Annotated in this window: 26 protein-coding genes; 21 read left to right on the forward strand and 5 right to left on the reverse strand. The window is 69.7% G+C overall.

Annotated elements, in window-relative coordinates; translation table 11 throughout:
- Positions 1-38 precede the first annotated feature (38 nt).
- The 6 genes from DMC61_RS04475 (at position 39) to DMC61_RS04500 (ending at position 4,790) form a co-directional block, all read left to right on the forward strand.
- Complete coding sequence (locus tag DMC61_RS04475; RefSeq protein ID WP_125686965.1) at positions 39-869, forward strand: thioesterase family protein; 831 nt, start codon at positions 39-41, stop codon at positions 867-869.
- A 24-nt stretch (positions 870-893) separates the two neighbouring features.
- Positions 894-1,709: a pyrroline-5-carboxylate reductase gene (gene proC / locus DMC61_RS04480; RefSeq protein WP_125686967.1), complete on the forward strand. Its 816-nt coding sequence runs from the start codon at positions 894-896 to the stop codon at positions 1,707-1,709.
- Positions 1,710-1,902: 193 nt separating this feature from the next.
- A complete protein-coding gene (locus tag DMC61_RS04485; RefSeq protein ID WP_016330918.1) occupies positions 1,903-2,118 on the forward strand; it encodes a helix-turn-helix domain-containing protein in 216 nt (71 codons plus the stop codon).
- A gap of 145 nt (positions 2,119-2,263) precedes the next feature.
- Positions 2,264-2,365 carry a 30S ribosomal protein bS22 gene (locus tag DMC61_RS04490; protein WP_007030867.1) on the forward strand — a complete coding sequence of 34 codons (102 nt, stop codon included), beginning with the start codon at positions 2,264-2,266 and terminating at the stop codon, positions 2,363-2,365.
- Between the two features lie 287 nt (positions 2,366-2,652).
- Positions 2,653-3,702 (forward strand): NAD-dependent epimerase/dehydratase family protein, encoded by a 1,050-nt coding sequence (locus DMC61_RS04495; RefSeq protein ID WP_125686969.1) that lies wholly within the window; start codon positions 2,653-2,655, stop codon positions 3,700-3,702.
- Positions 3,699-4,790, forward strand: a complete 1,092-nt coding sequence (locus DMC61_RS04500; protein WP_016330920.1) for a lysophospholipid acyltransferase family protein — start codon at positions 3,699-3,701, stop codon at positions 4,788-4,790. The genes DMC61_RS04495 and DMC61_RS04500 overlap by 4 nt, the downstream gene beginning before the upstream one ends.
- 74 nt (positions 4,791-4,864) lie before the next feature.
- Here DMC61_RS04500 and DMC61_RS04505 read toward each other — a convergent pair whose 3' ends face one another.
- From DMC61_RS04505 to DMC61_RS04515, 3 genes are all read right to left on the reverse strand, one after another.
- Complete coding sequence (locus DMC61_RS04505) at positions 4,865-5,767, reverse strand: HAD family phosphatase (RefSeq protein WP_016330921.1); 903 nt, start codon at positions 5,765-5,767, stop codon at positions 4,865-4,867.
- 96 nt (positions 5,768-5,863) lie between these two features.
- Positions 5,864-6,952, reverse strand: a complete 1,089-nt coding sequence (locus tag DMC61_RS04510) for a DUF5667 domain-containing protein (protein ID WP_125686971.1) — start codon at positions 6,950-6,952, stop codon at positions 5,864-5,866.
- A 110-nt stretch (positions 6,953-7,062) separates the two neighbouring features.
- The gene (locus tag DMC61_RS04515; RefSeq protein WP_125686973.1) at positions 7,063-7,770 is read right to left on the reverse strand and encodes a sigma-70 family RNA polymerase sigma factor; all 708 of its coding nucleotides are present in this window, start codon (positions 7,768-7,770) and stop codon (positions 7,063-7,065) included.
- A 292-nt stretch (positions 7,771-8,062) separates the two neighbouring features.
- Here DMC61_RS04515 and DMC61_RS04520 point away from each other — a divergent pair, with 292 nt between their 5' ends.
- The 8 genes from DMC61_RS04520 (at position 8,063) to DMC61_RS04555 (ending at position 16,762) form a co-directional block, all read left to right on the forward strand.
- Positions 8,063-9,547, forward strand: a complete 1,485-nt coding sequence (locus DMC61_RS04520; protein WP_125686975.1) for an AMP-binding protein — start codon at positions 8,063-8,065, stop codon at positions 9,545-9,547.
- A gap of 49 nt (positions 9,548-9,596) precedes the next feature.
- Positions 9,597-9,833, forward strand: a complete 237-nt coding sequence (locus DMC61_RS04525; protein ID WP_038520134.1) for a glutaredoxin family protein — start codon at positions 9,597-9,599, stop codon at positions 9,831-9,833.
- Positions 9,834-9,891: 58 nt separating this feature from the next.
- Entirely contained in the window at positions 9,892-11,427 is a 1,536-nt protein-coding gene (locus DMC61_RS04530) for a molybdopterin-dependent oxidoreductase (RefSeq protein WP_125686977.1), read from the forward strand.
- A 178-nt stretch (positions 11,428-11,605) separates the two neighbouring features.
- Positions 11,606-12,433 (forward strand): redox-sensing transcriptional repressor Rex, encoded by an 828-nt coding sequence (locus DMC61_RS04535; protein ID WP_370456384.1) that lies wholly within the window; start codon positions 11,606-11,608, stop codon positions 12,431-12,433.
- A 1-nt stretch (position 12,434) separates the two neighbouring features.
- Entirely contained in the window at positions 12,435-13,742 is a 1,308-nt protein-coding gene (locus DMC61_RS04540) for a glutamyl-tRNA reductase (RefSeq protein WP_037332986.1), read from the forward strand.
- A 7-nt stretch (positions 13,743-13,749) separates the two neighbouring features.
- A complete protein-coding gene (gene hemC, locus DMC61_RS04545; RefSeq protein ID WP_199749884.1) occupies positions 13,750-14,697 on the forward strand; it encodes a hydroxymethylbilane synthase in 948 nt (315 codons plus the stop codon).
- Between the two features lie 60 nt (positions 14,698-14,757).
- On the forward strand, positions 14,758-16,290 hold the full coding sequence (locus DMC61_RS04550; RefSeq protein ID WP_005151748.1) for a bifunctional uroporphyrinogen-III C-methyltransferase/uroporphyrinogen-III synthase: 1,533 nt from the start codon (positions 14,758-14,760) through the stop codon (positions 16,288-16,290).
- A gap of 127 nt (positions 16,291-16,417) precedes the next feature.
- The gene (locus DMC61_RS04555; protein WP_233594691.1) at positions 16,418-16,762 is read left to right on the forward strand and encodes a hypothetical protein; all 345 of its coding nucleotides are present in this window, start codon (positions 16,418-16,420) and stop codon (positions 16,760-16,762) included.
- 378 nt (positions 16,763-17,140) lie between these two features.
- On the opposite strand, the gene DMC61_RS04560 is transcribed toward DMC61_RS04555, so the two are convergent.
- Positions 17,141-18,427, reverse strand: a complete 1,287-nt coding sequence (locus DMC61_RS04560; protein ID WP_043847868.1) for an Nramp family divalent metal transporter — start codon at positions 18,425-18,427, stop codon at positions 17,141-17,143.
- A 121-nt stretch (positions 18,428-18,548) separates the two neighbouring features.
- Between DMC61_RS04560 and hemB the strand changes: the two genes are divergently transcribed.
- From hemB to DMC61_RS04580, 4 genes are read left to right on the forward strand one after another with little or no spacing between them, the layout of a single operon-like run.
- Positions 18,549-19,520 carry a porphobilinogen synthase gene (gene hemB, locus DMC61_RS04565; protein WP_125686981.1) on the forward strand — a complete coding sequence of 324 codons (972 nt, stop codon included), beginning with the start codon at positions 18,549-18,551 and terminating at the stop codon, positions 19,518-19,520.
- A gap of 10 nt (positions 19,521-19,530) precedes the next feature.
- Positions 19,531-20,082: a hypothetical protein gene (locus tag DMC61_RS04570; RefSeq protein WP_125686983.1), complete on the forward strand. Its 552-nt coding sequence runs from the start codon at positions 19,531-19,533 to the stop codon at positions 20,080-20,082.
- Positions 20,079-20,531 (forward strand): hypothetical protein, encoded by a 453-nt coding sequence (locus DMC61_RS04575; protein ID WP_125686984.1) that lies wholly within the window; start codon positions 20,079-20,081, stop codon positions 20,529-20,531. The genes DMC61_RS04570 and DMC61_RS04575 overlap by 4 nt, the downstream gene beginning before the upstream one ends.
- The gene (locus DMC61_RS04580) at positions 20,509-20,883 is read left to right on the forward strand and encodes a hypothetical protein (RefSeq protein ID WP_125686986.1); all 375 of its coding nucleotides are present in this window, start codon (positions 20,509-20,511) and stop codon (positions 20,881-20,883) included. The genes DMC61_RS04575 and DMC61_RS04580 overlap by 23 nt, the downstream gene beginning before the upstream one ends.
- On the opposite strand, the gene DMC61_RS04585 is transcribed toward DMC61_RS04580, so the two are convergent.
- Entirely contained in the window at positions 20,880-21,371 is a 492-nt protein-coding gene (locus DMC61_RS04585; protein WP_125686988.1) for a tryptophan-rich sensory protein, read from the reverse strand. The two genes, DMC61_RS04580 and DMC61_RS04585, sit on opposite strands and share 4 nt — an antisense overlap.
- A gap of 122 nt (positions 21,372-21,493) precedes the next feature.
- Here DMC61_RS04585 and hemL point away from each other — a divergent pair, with 122 nt between their 5' ends.
- The 3 genes from hemL to DMC61_RS04600 are packed head-to-tail and all read left to right on the forward strand — an operon-like array spanning position 21,494 to position 24,005.
- Positions 21,494-22,798, forward strand: coding sequence for a glutamate-1-semialdehyde 2,1-aminomutase (gene hemL, locus DMC61_RS04590; RefSeq protein WP_125686989.1), 1,305 nt, complete (start codon positions 21,494-21,496; stop codon positions 22,796-22,798).
- On the forward strand, positions 22,795-23,427 hold the full coding sequence (locus DMC61_RS04595; protein WP_016330937.1) for a histidine phosphatase family protein: 633 nt from the start codon (positions 22,795-22,797) through the stop codon (positions 23,425-23,427). The genes hemL and DMC61_RS04595 overlap by 4 nt, the downstream gene beginning before the upstream one ends.
- A complete protein-coding gene (locus tag DMC61_RS04600) occupies positions 23,424-24,005 on the forward strand; it encodes a TlpA disulfide reductase family protein (protein WP_125686992.1) in 582 nt (193 codons plus the stop codon). The genes DMC61_RS04595 and DMC61_RS04600 overlap by 4 nt, the downstream gene beginning before the upstream one ends.
- Positions 24,006-24,097: the final 92 nt, after the last annotated feature.

The following is a 24,097-nucleotide window of genomic DNA, read 5'->3' on the forward strand; positions in this document are numbered from 1 at the left end:
ACCCCGATGGATCGGCTCGTGGCCTGGGTCAGTGCTCGGTGAGCGCGACCGACGAAACGAGCACCTCCTTCGACGAGGCATGCGCGACGAGATCACTGGGTGACGGCACGTTCACGGCGGTACTCCGAACCGAATGGTCGATCGGTGGACACCCGCACGGCGGCTTCCTGATGGCCCTCATGGCACGGGCCGCCCTCTCGTTCCTTCACGAACGCGGAGAGCCGCCGTCCGAGCCGCTCGCGATCAGCGCGGAGTTCCTGCACCCGCCGGCGGTGGGGCCGGTGTTGCTGCGCATGGACGTCCGGAAGGTCGGCAGGCGCGCCTCGGTCGTCGGGGTCCTGCTGGAGCAGCGGGGCCGAAGCTGTGTCGAGGCCAGGGTGACCACCGGACGGCTGCCGATGCGGCGGCCGGAATGGACCGACGTCCCGGCCATGGCCGCCGAGCCGCCGCTCGGCGCGGTGCCCGTGACCGGTGAGACCTCCGAAGGGCTTTTCAATCTCGCGAAGGGCTGCGAGGTCCGGCTCGACCCGGCGAGTGTCGGCTACCTGCACGGCCGGATCGGCGATCCGCCGCGGATACGGCTGTGGGTCCGGCCCCGGCACGGGCTCGCGGACCCGTACTTCGCCCTGCTCGCGAGCGACGTGAACCCGCCGGTGGTCTACAACCTCGGCCGGGTCGGCTGGGCGCCCACCGTGCAGCTGACCGCGTTGCTGCGCACCCGGCCGGCGCCGGGCTGGCTGCGGGTGATCGTCCAGAGCCAGTCGGTGCACGAGTCCTGGTTCGATTCGGACGCCCTCGTGGTCGACTCGCAGGGCAGGCTGGTCTGCCAGGCGCGGCAGCTGGCGCTCGCCCCGGCGCCTGGAGCCTGACGGCCGTTTGGCACGCTGAACGGCATGAGCGTGATCGCGGTCCTGGGTGCCGGGAAGATCGGGGAGGCCCTGCTCTCGGGCCTGTTGCACGGCGGGCACAGCCCGGACGACCTCCTGTTCACCGAGCGGTATCCGGCGCGCGCGGCCGAGCTGACCGAGCGCTACGGCGTGCACGGGGTCAGCGTCGCCGTCGCCGCCCGCCGGGCCGACGTGCTGGTCGTCGCGGTCAAACCGCAGGACATCGAGCCGGTGCTGGACGAGCTCGCGCCGCTGCTCGGCGAGGACTCCCTGGTGGTCTCGCTGTGCGCGGGCCTGCCGACCGCCCTGTACGAGCGCAGGCTGGCCGACGGCGTCCCGGTGGTGCGGGTCATGCCGAACACCCCGATGCTCGTCGGAGAGGCGATGAGCGCGGTCTCCGCGGGCGCGCACGCGACCGCCGAGCACATCGCGGTGGTGAAGGATCTGCTCTCGCACGTGGGGCAGGTCGTCGAGGTGCCCGAGTCGCAGCAGGACGCCGTCACGGCGCTGTCCGGCTCCGGGCCCGCGTACTTCTTCTACCTGGTCGAGGCCATGATCGACGCCGGGATCCTGCTCGGCCTGCCGCGGGCGCTCGCCGGGCAGCTGATCATCCAGTCGGCGGTCGGGGCGGCGAAGATGCTCGCCGAATCCGACGAGCACCCGGTGCTGCTGCGCGAGGCCGTCACTTCGCCCGCCGGCACGACCATCAACGCCATCCGGGAGCTGGAGAAGCACGGCGTCCGCGCGGCGCTCCTGGCCGCCATCGAGGCCGCGAAGGACCGCTCGACCGAGCTGGGCCGCGCCCACGAACCCCGCGTTTAGTCCTCTGGATGCGGTGGTTCGCCGTCGAACCACCGCATCCAGAGGACGAAATGCGTAGTCGGACGGGCCCATCCCGGTGACTCGCGTCGCTTTAGCCACACGTGTCCCGCTACTCTCAGGAGAGCACGTGCGTGTCGATACCACAGGTGGGGAAGCCTCGTGGCGCGACACGTGTCGAAGGACACGGTGAATCATGCCGCCGAACAAGAAGGATGATCTGCCCTCAGTGGGCCAGGTCCAGTTCCTGACGGTCGCCGAGGTGGCCACGCTGATGCGGGTCTCCAAGATGACCGTCTACCGCCTCGTTCACTCGGGCGAGCTGCCCGCGGTGCGCGTCGGGAAGTCGTTCAGAGTGCCCGAAAAGGCCGTACACGAGTATCTGCAGGGCGCGTACTTCGACGTGGGCTGAGGCTCGGTCCGCGGAGCACAACGTGCCCGCCCGAGGGCGTCTTCCGGGGCGCGAGTACCCTGGAAGACCGCTCGTGCCTGTGCGCTCCACCCGTTGGACGCTGCGCCGGGCAGCGTGACCGACGACGAAGGAAGGAGCGCTCACGATGGGCTCTGTGATCAAGAAGCGCCGTAAGCGCATGTCGAAGAAGAAGCACCGCAAGTTGCTGCGCCGGACGCGCGTTCAGCGTAGGAAGGCCGGCAAGTAAGACACAGCCGGTGAGTGGCCCGTCCAGGTTCTGGACGGGCCATTCCCATTTCGTGGGCGGATTCCGCCCATTCGAGTGAGACGTGCATCCCCTCTGCGAGCAGCGGGTTAATAGCATGTAAGCGACGACTCGACTACCCCTAATGAGCGGTAACATCTCAAGGGCAGCCGCGCGATGCTTCCAACGAGTGCAGGTTCGCGCACACACGGTCGATGGACCAGCGCTCAAGGTCATCAGGACCCCGTGATCGAAAGTCCGAGAACCGCCCAAAAGCCGCAGGGAGTCCTATGCCGTCGAACATCGTGCTCGTGACCGGGGTCGGGGGAGACCTTGGCGGGAAGCTGCTCGCCAGACTCGGCAACAATCCGGGGTTCGAGCGGGTGATCGGCGTGGACACCACGCCCCCGCAGAAGTCGGTACTGCAGCGCATGGGGCACGCTGAGTACGTCCGCGCCGACATCCGCAATCCGCTGATCGCCAAGGTGATCAGCACGGCCAAGGTCGACACCGTGGTGCACGCCTCGTGCACCGCGCATCCGGCGGGCCCGGCTCGCCGGACGGCGATCAAAGAGGTCAACGTCATCGGCACGATGCGGCTGCTGGCGGCCTGCCAGCGTTCGCCGCTCGTGCGCAAGCTCGTGGTGAAGTCGACGGCCGCCGTCTACGGCGCCGGCGCTCGCTCGCAGGCCGTGTTCACCGAGGATTCGGAGCTCATCCCCACCTCGGCCAGCGGCTACGCGAAGGACGCCGTCGAGATGGAGGGGTACGTCCGCGGGCTCATGCGCCGCCGTCCCGACATCACGACGACGCTGCTCCGGTTCGCCAACATCATCAGCCCGGAGATCGACACGGTGCTCTCGCGCTACTTCGCGCTGCCCGTCGTCCCGACCGTCTTCGGCTACGACGCGCGCATCCAGCTGCTCCACGCCTCGGACGCGCTGGCCGTCTTCGAGCAGGCGACGCTGAACGACGCGCCCGGCGTGTTCAATGTCGGATCCGAAGGGGTACTCACCCTCTCTCAGGCGATCCGGCGAGCCGGGCGGGTCGAGCTGCCGATGCCCAGCGGCGTCGTGCCGTCGGTCGGCAAGGTGCTGCGCGGAGCGCGGGTGGTCGACTTCTCGGCCGACCAGGTGCGGCTGCTGAACTTCGGCCGCGTCGTGGACATCACGAAGCTCAAGAAGGAGTTCGGCTACACCCCGCGTTGGACGACGCGGGAAGCGTTCGACGACTACATCACCGGCCGCGGGCTCCGGCCCGTGGTGGACGGCGGCAAGCTCGCCGGATTCGCGGGCAAGGTGCTGGTGGCCGCGGCGACCGGGCAGGCGGCGCACCGATGAGCAGGCCACACGAGAACTCTCACGAAGGCGAGGCGGAAAACGTGAGCGGCGCTGAAGCGCAGGTCATCCCGTTGCACGGCCCCGGCAGAGAGAAGCCGGACCCGGCAGCCCAGGCGGAACGGGATCTTCGCGAGTCGGAAGAAGCTCAGGAACATCTGGACTCCGAACGCCGGGCTGACGCGCCCGTCGTCGAGTTCCCCGGGGCGGCGCGGGTCTCGCCCGCCCGGACCCGGCCCGCCGACGCGGACCTCCTCCCGGATTCGCTCAGGACGGCGTTGGCGTTCGTTCGTGACCGGCTGACGGGTGACTACACCGTCGACGAGTTCGGCTTCGACGCCGAGCTCACCGAGACCCTGCTGTTGCCGCCGCTGCGCGCGCTGTACGAGAAGTGGTTCCGGGTCGACACGTTCGGCGTCGAGAACCTGCCCGCCGACGGCGGCGCGCTGCTGGTGTCGAACCACTCCGGCACGGTGCCGCTCGACGCGCTGATGACCGCCGTCGCCGTGCACGACCACGTCCCCGGCGGCAGGCACCTGCGCGGCCTCGGCGCGGATCTGGTGTTCCAGCTGCCGCTGATCGGCTCCTTCGCCCGCAAGTCCGGGCAGACGCTCGCCTGCAACGCCGACGCGGAACGCTTGCTGCGCAAGGGAGAACTCGTCGGCGTCTGGCCGGAAGGGTTCAAGGGGATCGGGAAGCCGTTCTCTTCGCGGTACAAGCTGCAGCGGTTCGGCCGCGGGGGTTTCGTCTCCGCCGCGCTGCGGACCGGGGCGCCGATCATCCCCGTGTCCGTCATCGGCGCGGAGGAGATCTACCCGAAGGTCGGGGACATCAAGCTGCTCGCGCGGGTGCTCGGCCTGCCGTACTTCCCGGTGACGCCGTTCTTCCCGCTGCTCGGCCCGCTCGGCGCGATCCCGCTGCCGACGAAGTGGAGCATCGAGTTCGGCGAGCCCATCCGCACGGACACCTACGACGCGGACGCCGTGGACGACCCGATGCTGGTGTTCACCCTGACCGACCAGGTGCGGGAGTCGATCCAGCAGTCGCTGTACAAACGCCTTTCGCAGCGGAAGAGCGTCTTCAAGGGCTAGACCCCCTCACGCGTTTCGTCCTCTGAATGCGGTAGTTGCACGCGCAAGGACCGCATTCAGAGGACTAAATGCGGTCAGCGCTTGCGGTAGGCCATGCCCGCCGCGACGGCACCGGCCACGGCACCGACGCCGAGCACCGAGGGCACGCCGATCTTCGCGGCCTTGCGTCCGGTCCGGAAGTCACGGATCTCCCAGCCGCGTGCCCGTGCGACGTCGCGAAGACCGCCATCGGGGTTCACCGCGACCGCGGTCCCGACGACCGACAGCATCGGGACGTCGTTCTGCGAGTCCGAATATGCCGTGCAGCGCTTGAGATTCAGCCCTTCGCGTGACGCCAGCGCGCGCACGGCGTGGGCTTTCGCACGGCCGTGCAGCAGGTCGCCGACGAGACGGCCGGTGTAGACGCCGTCCTTGGTCTCCGCGACGGTGCCCAGCGCGCCGGTGAGGCCGAGGCGCCGCGAGATGATGGCCGCGAGTTCGATCGGGGTCGCGGTGACCAGCCAGACACGCTGTCCGGCGTCGAGGTGCATCTGCGCGAGCGCCCTGGTGCCGGACCAGATCTTGTCCGCCATCAGCTCGTCGTAGATCTCTTCGCTGATGTCGGTCAGTTCCTGCACGGTGCGACCGGCCACAAAGGACAGAGCGCGCTCGCGGTGGGTCTTGATGTCCTCCTTGTTCTCCCGGCCGCCGAGCCGGAATTTCACCTGCTGCCAGACGAATCCGGCCAGATCGGCGGACGTGAAGAACTTGCGCGCGGCCAGCCCGCGGGCGAAGTAGAAGATCGACGCGCCCATCATCATGGTGTTGTCGACGTCGAAGAACGCGGCCGCCGTCAGGTCCGGCGGAGCGGGCGGCGCGGGCGGTTCGAGGGCTTCGGCGGACGCGGTCGCCATGGCGGCCTCGGCCGACGCCTCGCCCGCGAGCTCGGCCAGCCGTTCGAGCTCTTGACTCTTATCCCTGCCCCGCCAAACTGACACGCACACCGCCTCCGGAATCCCAGGTGCCTGTGCACAGCGTAGCGAGCGGCCGACCACGCTGTCCCGGGTGTGGCGCCTGCCTCACGTGACACCGAGTCAGCCGATGATTATCGGCGGTAACCCCGGGATGAGCGGCGGAATCGAAACCAGCGGCGGCTTCGGCGTGGTGGTGGTCGTCGGCAGCGGCGGCAGGGTCGTGGGGCCGGGGACGGGGGCCACCGGCGGCGGCGTGCCTCCGGTCGGCGGCGCGATCGGTCCGGTCGGGGCCGCGGTGTCCACACCGGACGACGGTGGAGCGGAGGTCACCGGCGGCGGTGACCCGGTCGGTGCCGACGAGGGCGGGGAAGAGGTCACCGGCGGCAGGACCGCGTGGGGGGAATCGGGATCGCGGACGCAGTCGCCGGCGGCCGGGACCGCGCCCAGTTCGTCGGAAGAGCCCGTGGTGATCGTGTAGCAGACCAGTCGCGAGCCGAGATCCGTCGTGCGTTCCTGGACCTTGTCGAGCAGGGCACGGGCCGCGGAGAACTTGTCGCGCGCCTCGGCGGGCGCGTGCTCGACCTGGAGACCGAGCCGGTCGGACTGATCCCGCGCCCAGGAGCGGAGTTCGGCCAGCCGGGTCTGGCCACCCTGATCGGTGACGAGCGCCGTCAGTTGCGAGACGCCGGCGCGGAGATCGGTCTCGAAATCGGCGAGCCCGGTGAAATACGCGGCGGTGGGCGCGCCCTGCCGGGTCAGCTCGTCCAGTTCGCCGACGCGGCTCGCGGCGAACTCCAGATGCTTTTTCGCCTTGTCGTGCTCGTCGAAGGTGAGCCCGAGCGAGGCCGATTCACCCGCTCGTTTGATCCCGTAGAGCGGATCGCCCGGCAACGCGTCCTTGGACAGCAGCAGGGTGATCCCGCCGAGGGCCAGCACGAGCGCGACGGCGGCCGCGGCGAGATTGGCGACGGCGTGACCACGTCGCTTCGGCGCGGCTTCGGCTTCGGCGAGACGTCCGGCGATCTCGTCGCGGATCCGCTGCCGGGTCTCCGCGTCGGGCGCGCCACCGGCGCCGAGTTCGCGCAAGCCGCCGACGAGCGCGAGTTCGTGGGCGAACTCTTCGCCGTCCGGGGATTCGGTGCCGTCGACAAGGTCGGCGAAGCGGTCACCGTCCGCCCGCTCCCGCGCGAACCATCCCGGCACGCCCACGGCGAAGTCTCCATCTGATCAGCCCGGTCCTGACCACCGGTCTGGCAGTGAAAACGAGCGGAGACGCCCAAGGGTTACGGCAAGGCCCGGTGAGGGACAAATATGGAACTTTAACGCAGTCCCGTGGGCAGAAGTTGTGCCAATCGGCGTACCGCGCGGTGCTGAAGCGCCTTGATGGCGCCCTCGTTGCGCTTCATGATCGCGGCGGTCTCGGCGACCGAAAGCCCCTGCATGAACCGCAGCACGATGCACTCGCGCTGGTCCTCGCCGAGTTCGGCGACGCAACGCAGCAGTTCGGCGCGGGTGGCGCGGCTGATGGCCTGCTGTTCCGGGCCCGCGACGGCCTGCACGCCGACGTTCCCGATGGGCGCCCCGTTGGGCTCGGCGACCTCGTCGGTGACGACCTCTAGGCGGAACCGGCTCGACTTCACGTGGTCGAGGATGATGTTGCGCGCGATGGTGACGAACCAGGCGCCGACGTCACGTCCCTGGTAGCTCACCGACGTGATGCGGCGCAGCGCCCGGAGGAAGGTCTCGCTGGTGACGTCCTCGGCGAGGTCCCGGTCGCCGAGGCGGAACAGGACGTAGCGGTAGACGACGTCCACATAGCGGTCGTAGAGCCGTCCGAACGCGGAGGTGTCGCCACCCTGTGCGGCGCTGACCAGCTCCCACGCTTCGGCCTTCGCGGCTTCGGCGGCGGCATCGGTCTCGGCGGTGTCGCTGACCTTGGGCCTGGGCGACGGCGCCGCGGGGAAACCGCTCCGGCGGAGGATGTGGCCCGCCAGCATCGAGACGGGGTTCGGCGCGGGAAGAGTCACGGTCCACCTCCCGTTCCGGACAGGGAGGACCGGCCCGCATGTCCCACCGCCGCGTGGGCCTGCAAGATCTGCACGTCCGGACTCCCTTTCTCACCATCGAGTGATCAACACCACTCGACGACGCACAGCAGCATACGTGTAGTTACCGCGAAGTAGGTAGCGGTGCCGGGGTTACGGAACTGCGACGAAAGCGAGTGACCCCCATGACGGTGGCCGGGATGACAAACTGGCAACGCCGTTCACCGAGGGAAGAGGTTCGCAGTTGAGCGCGGAGCAGGTTGCCGATGCAAGTGTGCCCACTTTGCTCGCCGAGGCCGCTCGTCAGTGGCCGGGCAAGGTGGCCGTCCAGGAGACCGGCGGAGGGGTCGCGCTGACCTGGTCGGAACTCGACAACGCCGCCCACACGCTGGCCCGCGCCCTGCTCGACGCGGGAATCGAGCGCGGTGACCGGGTGGCGTTGCGGCTGCCGACGTCGGCCGCGTTCGCCGTCTCGCTGTTCGGGGCGCTCCGGGCGGGCGCGGTGGTCGTCCCGGTCTCGCCGCAGGGGCCGGCCGCGGAGCTGACCGGGCTGCTGGAGCACAGTGGCGCACGGCTCGTCCTGGAACGCGAACCCACCGAGGAACTCCCCGAGGGGGTGACAAGCCTCTCACCGGCCGTTACCTCGGATGGAGCAGCCGAACCGGTCGACGCGTCCGGCGCCGGTGAGGACATAGCGGTCATCTCGTACACCTCCGGCACGACCGGCCCGCCGCGCGGCGTGATGCTGTCGCACCGGGCGCTGCTGGCGAACCTCGACCAGCTGAGCCGGATCGTCCCGGCGCCGCTCGTCCACGGCGACCGCGTGCTCATCACCATCCCGCTGTTCCACGTCTACGGCCTCGGCCCCGGCCTGCTGCAGACCACGGCGGTCGGCGCGACGGCGATCCTGTCCGAACGGTTCCTCGCCGAGCGCACCCTCTCCGACTGCACCGAGTACCGGGTGACGTCGATCGCCGGCGTACCCGCGATGTACGCCGAATTCGCCGCGATGGACCCCGAAGAGCTCGGGCAGGGCCTGTCCACCGTCCGGCGGATGACCTCGGGCGCGGCGCCGCTGCACCCCAAGATCCTCACCGCCCTCCGCGGCGCCACCGGCCTCGACGTCTACGAGGGCTACGGCCTCACCGAATGCGCGCCCGTGGTCACCACGACCCTGGTCACCGGCTACCCGAAGCCGGGCTCGGTCGGGCGGCCGCTGCCCGGTGTCGAGCTCCGGCTGGTCGACAGCGACGGCGACGCGGAGCCGGTCCCGCTCGACCCGGACGACCTCGGTGACGCCTTCGACGAGGACGGCGGCACCGGTCTGGTGTCGATCCGCGGCGCGAACCTGTTCTCCGGCTACTGGCCAGACGGCTCGCACGGCCCCGACGAGGACGGCTGGTTCCGCACCGGCGACGTCGGCTACCTCGACACCGACGGCGACCTGCACCTGGTGGACCGGGCCAACGACCTGATCATCGTCAACGGTTTCAACGTCTTCCCGCACGAGGTCGAGAACGTGATCTCGATGCTGGACGAGGTCGTCGAGGCCGGTGTCGTCGGCGTCGTCGACGAGCGGACCGGTGAGGCGGTGAAGGCCGTCGTCGTCCCCGCGCCCGGCGCTTCGCTGTCGGAACAGCAGGTCGTCGAGCACTGTGCGGAGCATCTGGCGGGGTACAAGGTGCCGCACACCGTCGAGTTCGCCGAGTCGCTGCCGCATTCGGCCACTGGAAAATTACGGAGGATGCGACTGCGCTGATGAGCCCTCGGCGGGAAAGAGTGCCTCGGACTAGGTAAGGATTGATGGCATGGCGCATCACGTGACCGTCATGACCCGCACGGGTTGCCACCTGTGCGAGGTCGCGGAACAGGACATCGAGCGGATCTGCGGCGAGCTTGGCGTCGCCTGGTCGGCCCAGGACGTCGACAGCGATCCCGAATGGCGGGCCGAGTACGGCGACCGCGTGCCGGTGATCCTCGTCGACGACGCCGAGCACGGCTACTGGCGCGTCGAAGAGGACAGGCTCCGGAAAGCCTTGGCGTAACACACTCGTAAGGGGCGATCGGCCACCCCGACGGCCGATTCGCTCCGAAGATGGAGTCGTGGACGACGAACGCAGGCTCACCTTCCCGCAAGCCGCGCTGACCGGGCTCCTGTCCCTGGTGGCCGCCCTCGGCGTGGGCCACCTCGTCGCGGGTTTCGTCGGGTACACGGCCTCGCCGTTCGTCGCCGTCGCGAACTTCGTCATCGACCACAGCCCGCACGCGGTGGTCGCCTGGGCCGAGCAGACGCTGGAGACCTGGGACAAGTTCGTCCTGAAGATCGGCCTCGCCGTGGTGCTGGTGCTGTTCGCGCTGCTCTCCGGGCAGCTCTCGCGCCGCACTCCGGTGCCGGGCCAGGTGATCGTCGGCGTTCTCGGTGCGGCGGGCGTCGCCGCGGTCTTCGTGCGCACCGACCTCGGGCAGATCGCGCTGCTGGCGCCGGTGATCGCCACCGTCGTCGCGCTCGTCGTGTTCACCCGGCTGCATTCGTTCTTCCGCCCGAAGGTGTTCTTCGACGAGCGCGAAGGCGAAGGCCCGGACCGGCGGAAGGTGCTGATCACCGGCGTGTCCGTCGCGGCGGGAGCCGGCGTCGCCGCGCTGACCGGCCAGATCGTCGGGACCAGGAAGAACGCGGAGGAGTCGCGGGCCGCCGTCGGCAGGCTCGTCGCGGCGAGGACCGCGCCGCCGATCCCGCCCGACGCGGATTTCGCGAAGCTCGGCACTCCGCCGTATCTCACTCCTTCGAAGGATTTCTATCGGATCGACACGGCGCTGGTGGTCCCGCAGGTCCGCACCGAGGACTGGAGCCTGCAGATCCGCGGGATGGTCGACCGCGAGGTCACCTATCGGTATGAAGATCTGCGGTCGCGGCCGCTGATCGAACGCGACGTCACCCTGTGCTGTGTCTCCAACGAGGTCGGCGGCCCGTACATCTCCAACGCGCGCTGGATCGGCATCGACCTGCGGGACCTGCTGAACGAGGCGGGGGTGAAACCCGGCGCCGAGCAGATGTTCGCGACCAGCGTCGACGGCTGGACCTGCGGAACCCCGGTCGAAGCCGCCCTGGATCCGCGACGCGGCGCGATGCTCGCCCTCGGCATGGACGGCGAACCGCTCCCGATCGAGCACGGTTTCCCCGCGCGGATCGTGATCCCCGGGCTCTACGGCTACGTGTCCGCCACGAAATGGGTGACCGAACTGGAGATCACCACCTGGGCGGAGCGCAAGGCGTACTGGCTCGACCGCGGCTGGGCCAGGGAAGCGCCGGTGAAGACGCAGTCGCGGATCGACGCGCCGGGTTCGGCGGTGAACGCGGGCAAGGTCGTGGTGTCGGGGACCGCGTGGGCGCAGCACACCGGCGTCGCGAAGGTCGAGGTCCGGGTCGACCAGGGGCCGTGGAAAGAGGCCGTCCTGTCGGCGGAGACGTCGAAGGACACCTGGCGGATGTGGTGGACAGAGGTCGACGTCGCCGCTGGTCAGCACGAGATCGCCGTGCGGGCGACGGACCAGTCCGGCTACACGCAGACCGAGGAGATCGCCGGAACAGTCCCGGATGGAGCCACCGGCTGGCACAAGGTGACGGTCAACGCGCGCTAGAGAGACTGACCACAGCACCTACCAGTGACTTTGTGCCTGCGTTCACAAGTGGCTACCGTAGATACGTCGCCTCCGAAAGCGCCCGGCATCGAACCGGACTCAGCGCGGCGGGTCAAGAGCCGTTTTCCAGGTTCGGGCGATTCATGTCGTCAGCAGGGACCAGAGGGAGCGGACAAGCGTGGTGTCGCAACGAGGCCGGCGCACCCGGGTGACACCGGACGCCGACAACGCGCCCACCGCGGAGATGCCGGCCGTCGAGGCCACCTCCGAGCCCGAAGCGGTCCGCGCGAAGTCGATCCCCGAAGCCGCCGTCGCCCGCCTCGCCGTCTACCTCCGTGTCCTCTCCGGGCTGGCCGAGCAGGGCGCGACGACGATCTCCAGCGAGGAGCTCTCGCAGGCCGCGGGCGTCAACTCCGCGAAACTGCGCAAGGACCTGTCCTACCTCGGCTCGTACGGCACCCGCGGCGTCGGCTACGACGTCCAGGTGCTGGTCAGCCAGATCGAGCGCATCCTCGGGCTGACCCGCAAGCACAAGGTCGCCGTGGTCGGGATCGGTAACCTCGGGCACGCGCTGGCCAACTACGGCGGGTTCCCCGGCCGCGGTTTCCCGGTCGAGGCGCTGTTCGACCTCGACCCCGATCTGGTCGGCGTCCCGGTCGGCGGCCTCCCGGTCTCGCATCTCGACGAGATCCCCAAAGTCTGCGCCGAACGGCAGATCTCCATCGGCGTCATCGCCACTCCGCCCACCGCCGCGCAGTCGGTCTGCGACCGGCTCGTCGCAGGTGGGGTGCAGTGCATCCTCAATTTCGCCCCGGTGGTGCTGCAGGTTCCGGCACATATCGAGGTTCGCAAGGTCGATCTCGCGGTCGAGCTGCAGATCCTGTCATTCCACGTCGCTCGTCGCGCCGATCTGGCCGCTAACGGCAACGGCGGAGCAGACGGTGGCCCCGGGGGCGCCGAGAATGGCAGCGTGAACGGCCACGGCAACGGAATGGTGGTGCGCTGAAATGAGCGTGTTGGCGGTCGGGCTCTCGCACCGCAGCGCCGAGCTGAACACCCTGGAGCGCGTCGCGGTCCCCGCGACCGACGTGACCAAGGTGCTCCACGAGCTGCAGCAGGCCGAGCACGTCAGCGAGGCGATCCTCGTCTCGACCTGCAACCGCATCGAGGTCTACGCCGTCGTCGAGACCTTCCACGGCGGCCTGAACGACGTCTCCGACGTGCTCGCCCGCCAGGCCGGGATGCAGCCGGCGGACCTCTACGACTCGCTGTACGTGCACTACGCGGGCGCCGCGATCGAGCATCTGTTCTCGGTCACCTCGGGGCTGGACTCGATGGTCGTCGGCGAGACGCAGATCCTCGGCCAGATCCGCTCCTCCTACGCCACCGCGCGGGAGGCGGGCACCGTCGGCCGCACGCTGCACGAGCTGATCCAGACCACGCTGCGCGTCGGCAAACGCGTCCACACCGAGACCGGGCTCGACCAGCTCGGCGCGTCGGTGGTCTCCGAGGCGCTCGCCGCGGCCGGCGACATCGCGGGCAAGCACGCGCTGATCATCGGCGCCGGTTCGATGGGCGCGCTGACCGCGTCCCAGCTGCGCAAGTCCGGGATCGGCGAGATCACCATCGCCAACCGCACCGAGGCAAGGGCCGCCCGCCTCGCCGCCGCGAGCGTCGAGCAGGGAGTGCCCGCCAAGGCCGTCCAGATGAGCGGGATCGCGGACGCGGTCGCCGAGGCGGACGTCGTCGTCTGCTGCACCGGCGCGCAGGCCGCGGTCTTCACCGCCGCACACGTCCCGGCCCGTGCCGGGCGCCCGCTGGTCGTCTGCGACCTCGGCCTCCCGCGTGACGTCGACCACGACGTCGCCGCGCTGGCCGACGTCACCGTGGTCGACCTCGAAACCATCCAGCGCCGCATGCGGGAAGCGGGCACCCCGACCACCGAACGGCAGACCGCGAAGGCCACCGGCATCGTGCTCGACGAGGTGCGCGAGTACCTCGCCGGTCAGCGCAGCGCCGAGGTGACCCCGACGGTGACGGCGCTGCGGCGCCGGGCGGCCGAGGTGGTCGACGCCGAACTGCTGCGGCTGGACAACCGCCTGCCGGACCTCGACGCCGGGGTCCGCGAGGAGGTCGGCCGCACGGTCCGCCGCGTGGTCGACAAGCTGCTGCACGCGCCGACGGTGCGGGTCAAGCAGCTGGCCGCCGAGACGGCCGACACCGACTACGCCAACGCGCTGCGCGAGCTGTTCTGCCTCGACCCGCAGGCGCCCGCAGCCGTGGCGAGTCCCACCGCAACGCCGAAAGACGAGTGATCATCCAGTGAGCAGAGTCATCCGCATCGGGACGCGCGGCAGCAAACTCGCCCTCGCGCAGACCGGCACCATCGCCGACGCCCTGCGGGCCACCGGGGCCGAGGTCGAGCTCGTCACCGTGACGACCCCCGGTGACAGGTCGTCCGCGCCGATTCCCACGATCGGGGTCGGCGTCTTCACTTCCGCGCTGCGCGAAGCCTTGCTGCGCGAGGAAGTCGACGTCATCGTGCACTCGTACAAGGACCTCCCGACGAAGCCGGAGCCGGGCATCACGCTCGCCGCCGTGCCGCGCCGCGAGGACCCGCGTGACGCGCTGATCGCCCGTGACGGGCTGACGCTGGGTGAGCTCCCGCCCGGCTCGACCGTCGGCACCGGCTCGCCGCGGCGGACCGCGCAACTGCGCGCGCTCGGTCTCGGTTTGGAAATCGTGCCGATCCGAGGCAATATCGACACCCGCATGCGCAAGGTGAGCGACGGAGAGCTCGACGCCGTCATCCTGGCGCGTGCCGGACTGGCCAGGATCGGCCGGGCGGAGGAGATCACCGAGACCCTCGACCCGATCCAGATGCTGCCCGCACCCGCGCAGGGTGCGCTGGCGGTGGAGTGCCGGACCGGTGACGTGGACATCGAGCACCTGCTCGGGTCCACAGTGGACGATGAAGGCACCCGTGCCGTGGCGACCGCCGAGCGCGCGTTGCTCGCGGCGCTGGAAGCCGGGTGCAGCGCACCGGTCGGAGCGCTGGCGGAGATCGTCGAGGACCTGGACGCCGAAGGGCGGGTCGTCGAGCGGATCTCGTTGCGGGGCACCGCCGCCGTCGAAGGGGACGGGGACGCGGTCGACATGGTGCGCGCGTCCGCGCTCGCCGACAAGCACGAAGCCGATCAGCTCGGCCGGACACTGGCCGCCGAGCTGCTCGACCTGGGGGCCGGTGCGCTGTCCGGCCCCGCCCAGTGAGTCAGAACGTTGAAGGTAGGGCCGCGCTCGACTGCGGCCGCTCAAGAGGAGAACGCACAGATGACCCCCGCGCGTAAGACCACCGGGCGTGTCGCCTTCGTGGGCTCGGGCCCCGGTGACGCCGGTCTGCTGACCGTCCGCGCTCAGGAGCTGCTCGCCAAGGCCGAGGTCGTGGTGACCGACCCGGACGTCCCTTCGGGCGTCCTGGCCTTCGCCGCCGAGGGCGCCGAAGTGCGCCCCGCCGTCGGCGAGGCCACCGAGGTCGCCAAGGACCTGGTGAACGAGGCCAAGGCCGGACGCCTGGTGCTCCGGCTCATCGCCGGTGACCCGCTGACCCAGCCCGCCGTCGTCGCCGAGGTGCAGGCCGTTTCCCGGACCAGCGCCGTGTTCGACATCATCCCGGGCGTCTCGCCCGGCGCGGCCGTCCCGGCGTACGCCGGTGTCGCGCTCGGTGGCACGCACACCGAGGTCGACGTCCGCGGCGACGTCGAATGGGCCGCGCTGGCCGCCACCCCCGGCCCGATCGTGCTGCACGCGACGTCGGCGCACCTGGCCGAGGCCGCGTCCGCGCTGACCGAGCACGGGCTGGCGCCGACCACCCCGGTCGCGGTGACCTCCAACGGCACCATCAACACCCAGCGCACCCTGGACACCACGCTGGCCACCGTCGCGAACGAGGCGGGCGAGCTCGTCGGCCCGCTCATCGTGACCATCGGCCAGGCCGTCGGCCAGCGCTCGAAGCTGTCGTGGTGGGAGTCGCGCGCGCTGTACGGCTGGAAGGTCCTGGTGCCGCGCACCAAGGAGCAGGCCGGTGAGATGGCGGAGCGGCTTCGCGGCCACGGTGCCACCTCGCACGAGGTCCCGACCATCTCGGTCGAGCCGCCGCGCAGCCCCGCGCAGATGGAGCGTTCGGTCAAGGGTCTCGTCGACGGCCGCTACCAGTGGATCGTCTTCACCTCGACCAACGCCGTCCGCGCGGTGTGGGAGAAGTTCGAGGAGTTCGGCCTCGACGCCCGCGCCTTCTCCGGCGTGAAGATCGCCTGCGTCGGCGAATCGACCGCCGCGAAGGTGCGCTCGTTCGGCATCATCCCCGAGCTGATCCCGGAGGGCGAGCAGTCCTCGGAGGGTCTCCTCGCCGAGTTCCCGCCGTACGACGACGTCCTCGACCCGGTCGACCGCGTGCTGCTGCCGCGGGCGGACATCGCCACCGAGACCCTTTCGGCCGGCCTGCGCGAACGCGGCTGGGAGATCGACGACGTGACCGCGTACCGCACCGTGCGGGCCGCGCCGCCGCCGGCCGAGACCCGCGAGATGATCAAGACCGGCGGTTTCGACGCGGTCTGCTTCACCTCGTCCTCGACCGTGCGGAACCTCGTCGGCATCGCCGGCAAGCCGCACACCCGCACGCTGGTCGCGTGCATCGGCCCGAAGACCGCGGAGACCGCCGTGGAGTTCGGGCTGCGGGTCGACGTCCAGCCCGAGAAGGCCGACGTCCCGCACCTGGTCGACGCGCTCGCCGAGCACGCCGCCCGGCTCCGTGCCGAAGGTGCGCTCCCGCCGCCTCGCAAGGCGAAGCGGGCCCGCCGCTCCTGATCCGCGAAAAGCCCCCTTCCCACGGTTCGCGTGGGAAGGGGGCTTTTTCGTTCCTCAGTGAAACTTTGTCGTACGGGTAGCGGCCGGCCATAGCCTCGGTGGTTCCGACTATCACTGGGGAGTGATCATGAAATCTCTCGTTCTCGTCGCCGCTCTGGGCGCGGTGGCCCTCGGCTTTCCGGGTACGGCGGCCGCCGCCACCTCCTTCGAGGTCTGCACTCCGGCCGGTTGCGCGGTCCAAAGCGTTCGGGGCACCGTCGATCGGGGAACGGTGGTGGCCACGGTTTCCGACAGTTCGCCGGGCTCGGCGCTCACCGCCGAGTTCACCGTGTCCCCGCCGGGCGTGCGGACGCGGGTCGTCGTCGACGACGGCGTGAAGCGTGCCATGTTCAGGCTGCCGGTCGGTGCGGAGCAGTTGATCGTGACGGCCTGCGGGGCCGGAGGCTGCGCCAGCAAGACCATTCCGCTGTAAGCCCTTCGGAGCACGGGCGTGGCGTGAGCGAAGGCGTGACTCGCGTGATCAGGGACGTGACTCGCGTGATTGGAGGCCGCACTCGCGAGTTCCGCCTTCAATCACGCGAGTTCCGCCTCTGATCACGTGAGTGCGGTGCCACGTCCGCGTGAGTGGCGATTCGGGTTTGAACCGAGGGTGCCGTGAAGGCCTCCTTGCCTACTCTGAAGGTAGGCAAGGAGGCCTTCACTACCCCTCAGGGGTTCGTCACCTGCACCAGCAACCACAGAAGTCACAACGGCGGCGCGTGAAGGCCCCCATCACTCGGCTCAGCCGAAGATTGCCAAGTACATGAAGGGGGCCTCCATGTACTTAGGCATCGCGCCCTTCAGGTACCCGTCACGAGAAGAACTTCACGACCTCCGTGTACGCCAGGTAAGCGAACATCGCCAGGCAGATGCCCAGCAGCCCGTTCGACAGCCACCGCGAACGCCCTTCCCGAGGCACCCGCGACGTGTTCAGCAGCACCAGCAACGTCGCCGCCAGGAACGGCATGAACAACGCGCCCAGCACGCCGTAGATCACGGTGAGCTGGAACGGCTGGTCCAGGAACAGCAGCGCCATCGGCGGGAAGGTCAGCCACAGCACGTATCCGCGGTACGCGACACTGCGTTCCCCGGCCTTTTTCTCATACGCCTCAACGCTTTCCGTCGTGTTCGCGGGCAGCCGCAGGATGCGCCACCAGTCGGCGAAGAGCAGGCTCACGCCGTGCCAGACGCCGATCACCGACGTGAACGACACGGCGAAGAAGCCGATGAGGAACGGGATCCGCGCCCACTGCCCGTAATCCGCGGCGAGGGTGTCACCGAGGAACAGCAGGCCCTTGTCGCCCGAGATGATCTTCTGGCCCAGCAGCAGTTCCGCGCCGACGATCAGCATCGCGATCACGAAGATCCCGGTCATCACGTAGCCGACGGCGTTGTCGGTGCGCATCATCGGGAGCCACTTCGACGAACGCCAGCCCTTCGCGAGCGTCCAGTAGCCGTAGGCCGCCATGGTGATCGTGCCGCCGACGCCGCCGACCAGGCCGAGGACGTAGACGAGCGAGCCGTCGGGCAGGGTCGGGACGGCGCCCTTGAACAGTTCGGCGAAGTTCGGCACGACGAGGATCGCGGTGCCGACCACGGTCACGAACATGACGCCGACGAGCACCGTCATCAGTTTCTCGATGATCGCGTAGCGCCCGAACCACACCAGCGCGAAGCCGAGCAGGCCGCAGATCATCGCCCAGTACCGCACCGAAATCGCGGGGAAGAGCGCGTTCAGCGGCAGGCCCGACGCGGACATCGCGGTCGCACCGTAGACGAAGCCCCAGATCACCGCGTAGATCCCGAAATAGATCAGCGCCCAGATCCCGAGCGTCCGCCAGCCGGACAGGATCGTCCGGCCCGAGGTCAGATGCCAGCGGCCGACGGCTTCGGCCAGCGCGAGTTTGAAGATCGTGCCGACGAGCACCGCCCACAGCAGCGTGTACCCGAAACGCGATCCGGCCACCATCGTCGCGACGAGGTCGCCCGCGCCGACCCCGGTCGCCGCGGCCATGATCCCTGGCCCGACCTGGCGCAGCCGTGCGCGCCAGCCGACGGGCGGTTCTTCCAGTTGGTCGGTCACCGTTGAGCTCGACATGCCGTGGAAGGTAACCCACGTCACATCCCGACGGAATCGGACAAAGGCGACTCTTTACCGTTCCTTAGGAAAGGTTCGGCCGTTCACCGCCTCTCAAGCGGGCGGGAGTACCGTCGTGAGGGTGTTTCCCGAACATCGTCCCCGCAGGCTCCGTACCACTCCGGCGATGCGCAGGCTGGTCGGTGAGACGACGCTGCGCCCACGTCAGCTGATCCTCCCGATGTTCGTGGCCGAGGGCGCCGAAGCGCCCCGCCCGATCTCCAGCATGCCCGGGGTCGTCCAGCACACCCGCGACACGCTGCGCAAGGCCGCCGTCGAGGCGGTCAACGCCGGTGTCGGCGGGCTGATGCTGTTCGGCATCCCGAAGACGCGGGACGCCGAGGGCTCCGGCGCGATCGACCCGGACGGCATCCTCAACGTCGCCCTGCGCGACCTGAGGTCCGAGCTCGGCGACGCGACGGTCCTGATGGCGGACACGTGCCTCGACGAGTTCACCGACCACGGCCACTGCGGCGTCCTCGACGCCGACGGCGGTGTCGACAACGACGCGACGCTGCGCGTGTACGCGGAAATGGCCTTGGCGCAGGTGGAAGCGGGCGCGCATCTGCTCGGTCCGAGCGGCATGATGGACGGCCAGGTCGGCGTCATCCGCAGCGCGCTGGACCGCGCCGGGCACACCGACGCCGGGATCCTCGCGTACTCGGCCAAGTTCGCCAGCGCGTTCTACGGTCCCTTCCGCGAGGCCGTCGATTCGCAGCTGAAGGGCGACCGGAAGACCTACCAGCAGGATCCGGGCAACGTGCGCGAGGCGCTGCGCGAGATCGAGCTGGACATCGCCGAGGGCGCCGACATGGTCATGGTCAAGCCCGCGCTGTCCTATCTGGACGTCATCAGGGCCGCCGCCGAGGCGTCGCCGGTTCCCGTCGCGGCGTACAACATCTCGGGCGAGTACGCGATGGTCGAGGCCGCCGCGGCGAACGGCTGGCTCGATCGCGAGCGCACGATCCTCGAGGTGCTGACCTCGATCCGCCGCGCGGGCGCGGACATGATTTTGACCTACTGGGCCGCCGAAGCCGCAGCTTGGCTGGACTAGGCTGCCTCGCGTGAGCGACAGCAAAGCCGGTGAAACGGACGACGAGCGCCGCAAGCGCGGGATGTCCCCGGATCCGATCCTGCCGGGCCAGAAGCCGCCGAAGATCGTGGTGCCGAAGCCGGTCGCGATCTCGTTCTGGCTGTGGATCGTCGCCGGCGTCGTCCTGGTGGCCGGGCAGATCGCCCTGCTGGTGCTGAAAGACGAACTGACCGAGGGGATCCTCAAGCAGATCAGGGAGAACCCGGTCCCCGGCCAGCCCGCCGATCCGGCGCAGGTCGCTTCCGGCGTGAACACCCTGCTGTGGATGCTGTTCGGCGGTGCGCTCACCTTCGCCGTCCTGTTCGCGCTGTTCGCGTATAAGGCCCGTGAGGGAACGCGGTCGGCCAGGACGGTCCTCACCGTGGGGGCGGTCTTCCTGGTGCTGGTGGAGCTGCTGATCCTTCGCGGTTCGCTCAACGTGTTCCTGCTGGTGTCCACGTTGCTGGTGGCGATCGCGCTGGTCCTCATGTACCTGCCCAGCGTCTCCGACCATTTCCCGAAGGTCGGGCGCACGCTGCCATGACGCCCGAGCCGCCCCGCTACGACGAACCCGGCGTCGGCTGGACGGCTTTGCTGTGGGCGCCGCTGTTCGCTCTCGCCGGGCTGCTCGCCGAACTGGCGACCGGCGGCCCGGTCCATTGGCTCGCCTGGATCCTCGTCGCGGTGGGGCTGGTGGCGATCACCGTTCCCTGGGTCTACGCGCGCCGCCGGTACCTCTCGCTCGAAGTCACGTCGGACGGCTATCGGCAGGGCAAGGAAACCCTGGAGGCGGCCCAGATCGCCGAAGTCCTCGAAGACGAAGCTCCGGTCGGCTCGCGTGTCCTCGGCGGCGGCTGGACGATTCCCAAGAAGTTCGGCGAAGTCGGCTTGAAGCTCGAAGACGGTGTTTTCGTGCGCGCTTGGGCGAAGGATCCAGACGCCCTTCGCGAGGCTCTCGGGGATTTGGTGCGTGCTCGCACCACAGAGTCATGAGAAACTGCTCACCGTGATCGACCTTCCCCAGCCGACCGGCGCCGATCTGTGGCCACCGGAGGACAGCAGGCCCGCGGCCCGGCTGCACAAACCCCTTCGCGCCGTGGTGGGGGCCGTCGAACTGGTCCTCGCCGCGCTCGCGGTGTGGGGTGCCTTCGCGTGCTGGAAGGCCGGTGTCGTCCCGGTCGTGATCACCTACGGCGAAGCGACGACGCTCGAATCGCAGCGGTACTTCGGCGGCCCGCTCGCCGGCGCCATCGGGCTGGGTGTGCTGGCCGCGATCCTCGTGGTGGACGCGATCCGCCAGTTCCTGCTCGCCGTGCGCGCCAAGGGCCGCAAGCGCAAGGACTAATTGAGCCAGACGACGGCGGCGTTGACCGCGGTCGAGTACAGCAACCACAGCAGATACGGCACCAGCAGCCACGCGGCGAGCTTCGACCGGCGCCCGAACTCCATCATCGTGACGGGCACCATGAAGTCCAGGACGACGACGTCGGCCAGGGCCAGCGCGTGCGCTCCGCCGGCGAAGAACAACGGCGTCCACAGCAGAGTCAGCAGCAAGCAGACGCCGTAGAAGGCGAAGGCGCGCGTCTCACCGTCGGTCCGCCAGTAGCACCAGCCCGCGATGGCGACCAGGAGGAGCAGGGCCGTCCACGTCGGACCGTAGAGCCAGCCCGGCGGCGCCCACGAAGGACGGACCCACGCGTTGTGCGTCTCGGAACGGGTGGCCACGGCCAGCGCCGCCACGACGCCGACGATCGCCGACATGGCGATGAATCCGGCCAAGGCCTGCCAGCGCAGGCGACGATGGTGGGTCGGTGGTGGCGGCACCGTGGACACGTGGATTCCTCCGCGAGGGTTTCGGCGGGAGTGCTTCCCACCCTAGTGGGCCTGGTCACGCCATGCCCGGAACCGCGAGGACTCGGCGGCGGGTGTCATCCGGGATTTGCGAGACTGGGGACGTGACTACCGGAGTCGATCAGTCCAAGGCATGGTTCGAACGAGCGAAGGCCGCGATCCCGGGCGGGGTGAACTCCCCGGTGCGGGCCTTCAACTCCGTCGGCGGCACCCCGCGGTTCATGGTGCGCGGTGAGGGGCCGTATCTCTGGGACGCGGACGGCGCCCGCTATGTCGATCTCGTCTCCTCGTGGGGGCCGATGATCCTCGGGCACGCCCATCCGGACGTCGTCGCCGCCGCGCGCGAAGCCGCTGTCGACGGGCTGTCGTTCGGCACCCCGACGCGCGGCGAGGTCGAGCTCGCCGAGGAGATCATCGCCCGGGTCGAGCCGGTGGAGCGGGTGCGCCTGGTCAACTCCGGCACCGAGGCGACGATGAGCGCGATCCGGCTGGCCAGGGGATTCACCGGCCGGTCGAAGATCATCAAGTTCGCGGGCTGCTACCACGGCCACGTCGACGCGCTGCTCGCCGAAGCGGGCTCCGGTGTCGCGACCCTCGGCCTCCCGACCTCGCCCGGTGTCACCGGCGCGCAGGCGGCCGACACGATCGTCCTGCCCTACAACGATCTCGACGCGGTCCGGAAGTCCTTTGTGGACAATCCGGACTCGATCGCCGCGATCATCACCGAAGCCGCCGCCGGCAACATGGGCGCCGTCGCCCCGATCGACGGTTTCAACGCCGGGCTCAAGGAGATCGCGCACGAGCACGGCGCGCTGCTGATCATGGACGAGGTGATGACCGGCTTCCGCGTTTCGAAGGCGGGATGGTTCGGCCTCGACGGGGTCGCCGGCGACCTGTACACCTTCGGCAAGGTGATGTCCGGCGGCTTGCCCGCCGCGGCCTTCGGCGGCCGTGCCGACGTGATGGCGAAGCTGGCCCCGGGCGGGCCGGTGTACCAGGCGGGAACCCTGTCCGGGAATCCCGTCGCCGTCGCCACCGGGCTCGCGACGCTGCGCGCGGCCGACGACGCCGTGTACTCGGCCCTCGATGCCAACGCGAAGCGGCTCGGCGACCTGTTCGGCCGGTCGCTGACCGAGGCGGGCGTCACGCACACCGTGCAGTACGCGGGCAACCTCGTCAGCGTGTTCTTCAGCGAGAACCCGGTGACGAACTACCCGGGCGCGCAGGCCGCGGAGACCTGGCGGTTCCCGGCGTTCTTCCACGCGCTGCTGGACAACGGCGTGTACGCGCCGCCGAGCGCGTACGAGGCTTGGTTCGTCAACGCGGCCATGGGCGACGCCGAGTTCGAGATCATCGAGTCCGCGCTTCGCGTGGCCGCCCGCGCCGCCGCCGAGGCGGTCCAGGCGTGAGCGCGACGACGATCGTGCACCTGCTCCGCCACGGCGAGGTGCACAACCCGGACAAGATCCTGTACGGCCGCCTGCCCGGCTTCAAGCTCTCCGACCGCGGACAGCGCCAGGCACTGACGGTCGCCGAGGCCGTCGCGACGCACGACATCACGCACGTCGTCGCTTCGCCGCTCCAGCGCGCGCAGGAGACCGCCGCGCCGATCGCCGCCGCGCACCGGCTCGACGTCGAGACCGACGAGCGGCTCATCGAGGCGGACAACCAGTTCGAGGGCGAGCGGGTCGCCGTCGGTGATGGCGCGCTTCGCGAGCCGAAGCACTGGCCGAAGCTGGTCAACCCGTTCCGGCCGTCGTGGGGCGAGCCGTACGTCGAGATCGCGCACCGCATGCTCGGCGCGATCCACCGCGCGCGGCGGGCGGCCGAGGGCCACGAGGCTTTGTGCGTCTCGCACCAGCTGCCGATCTGGACCGTGCGGCGGTTCCTGGAGGCGAAGCGGCTCTGGCACGACCCGCGTAACCGGCAGTGTTCGCTCGCTTCGCTGACCAGCCTGGTCTTCGAGGGCGAGGAACTCGTGCGGATCGTCTACAGCGAACCCGCGGGCACGACCGACCCGAAGGTGACCGGGGCATGAAGCGCGTGCTGGCCGCCATGGCGGTGCTGATGCTCGTCGTCACCGGCTGCACCACCGGCAAGGACGCCGTCGTCACCGGCGGCTCGTTCAACTTCGTTTCGCCGGGCGGGAAGGTCGACATCACCTACGACGTCGCGGAGCGCCAGCCGTCGCCGACGCTGTCCGGCGACGACCTGATGAACGAGGGCAAGCAGCTCTCGATCGCGGACTTCCCCGGCAAGGTCATCGTGCTGAACCTGTGGGGCCAATGGTGCGGGCCGTGCCGGGTCGAGGCGCCGGAGATGCAGAAGGTCTACGACCAGACCAAGGCGTCCGGTGTCCAGGTGGTCGGCATCGACCTCCGGGACAACGACCGGGCGCCCGCGCAGGACTTCATGCGGGACCGGAAGCTGACGTACCCGTCGATCTACGACCCGTCGGGGCGGACGCTGCTGCAGCTCTCGGGTTATCCGCGCAACATCATCCCGTCGACGATCGTGCTGGACAAACAGCACCGCGTCGCGGCCGTGTTCCTGCGGGAACTGCTGGCGTCGGACCTGCTGCCGGTCGTGCAGCGCCTGGCCGCCGAACCCGCCTGACCCCCCTCCCGCGTTTCGTCCTCTGAATGCGTTCCTTGCGCGTGCAACGACCGCATTCAGAGGACGAAACGCGCGTGAAGGGGGCGGGACCA

The sequence above is a fragment of the Amycolatopsis sp. WAC 04169 genome (assembly GCF_003947535.1).
Classification (GTDB): domain Bacteria; phylum Actinomycetota; class Actinomycetes; order Mycobacteriales; family Pseudonocardiaceae; genus Amycolatopsis; species Amycolatopsis keratiniphila.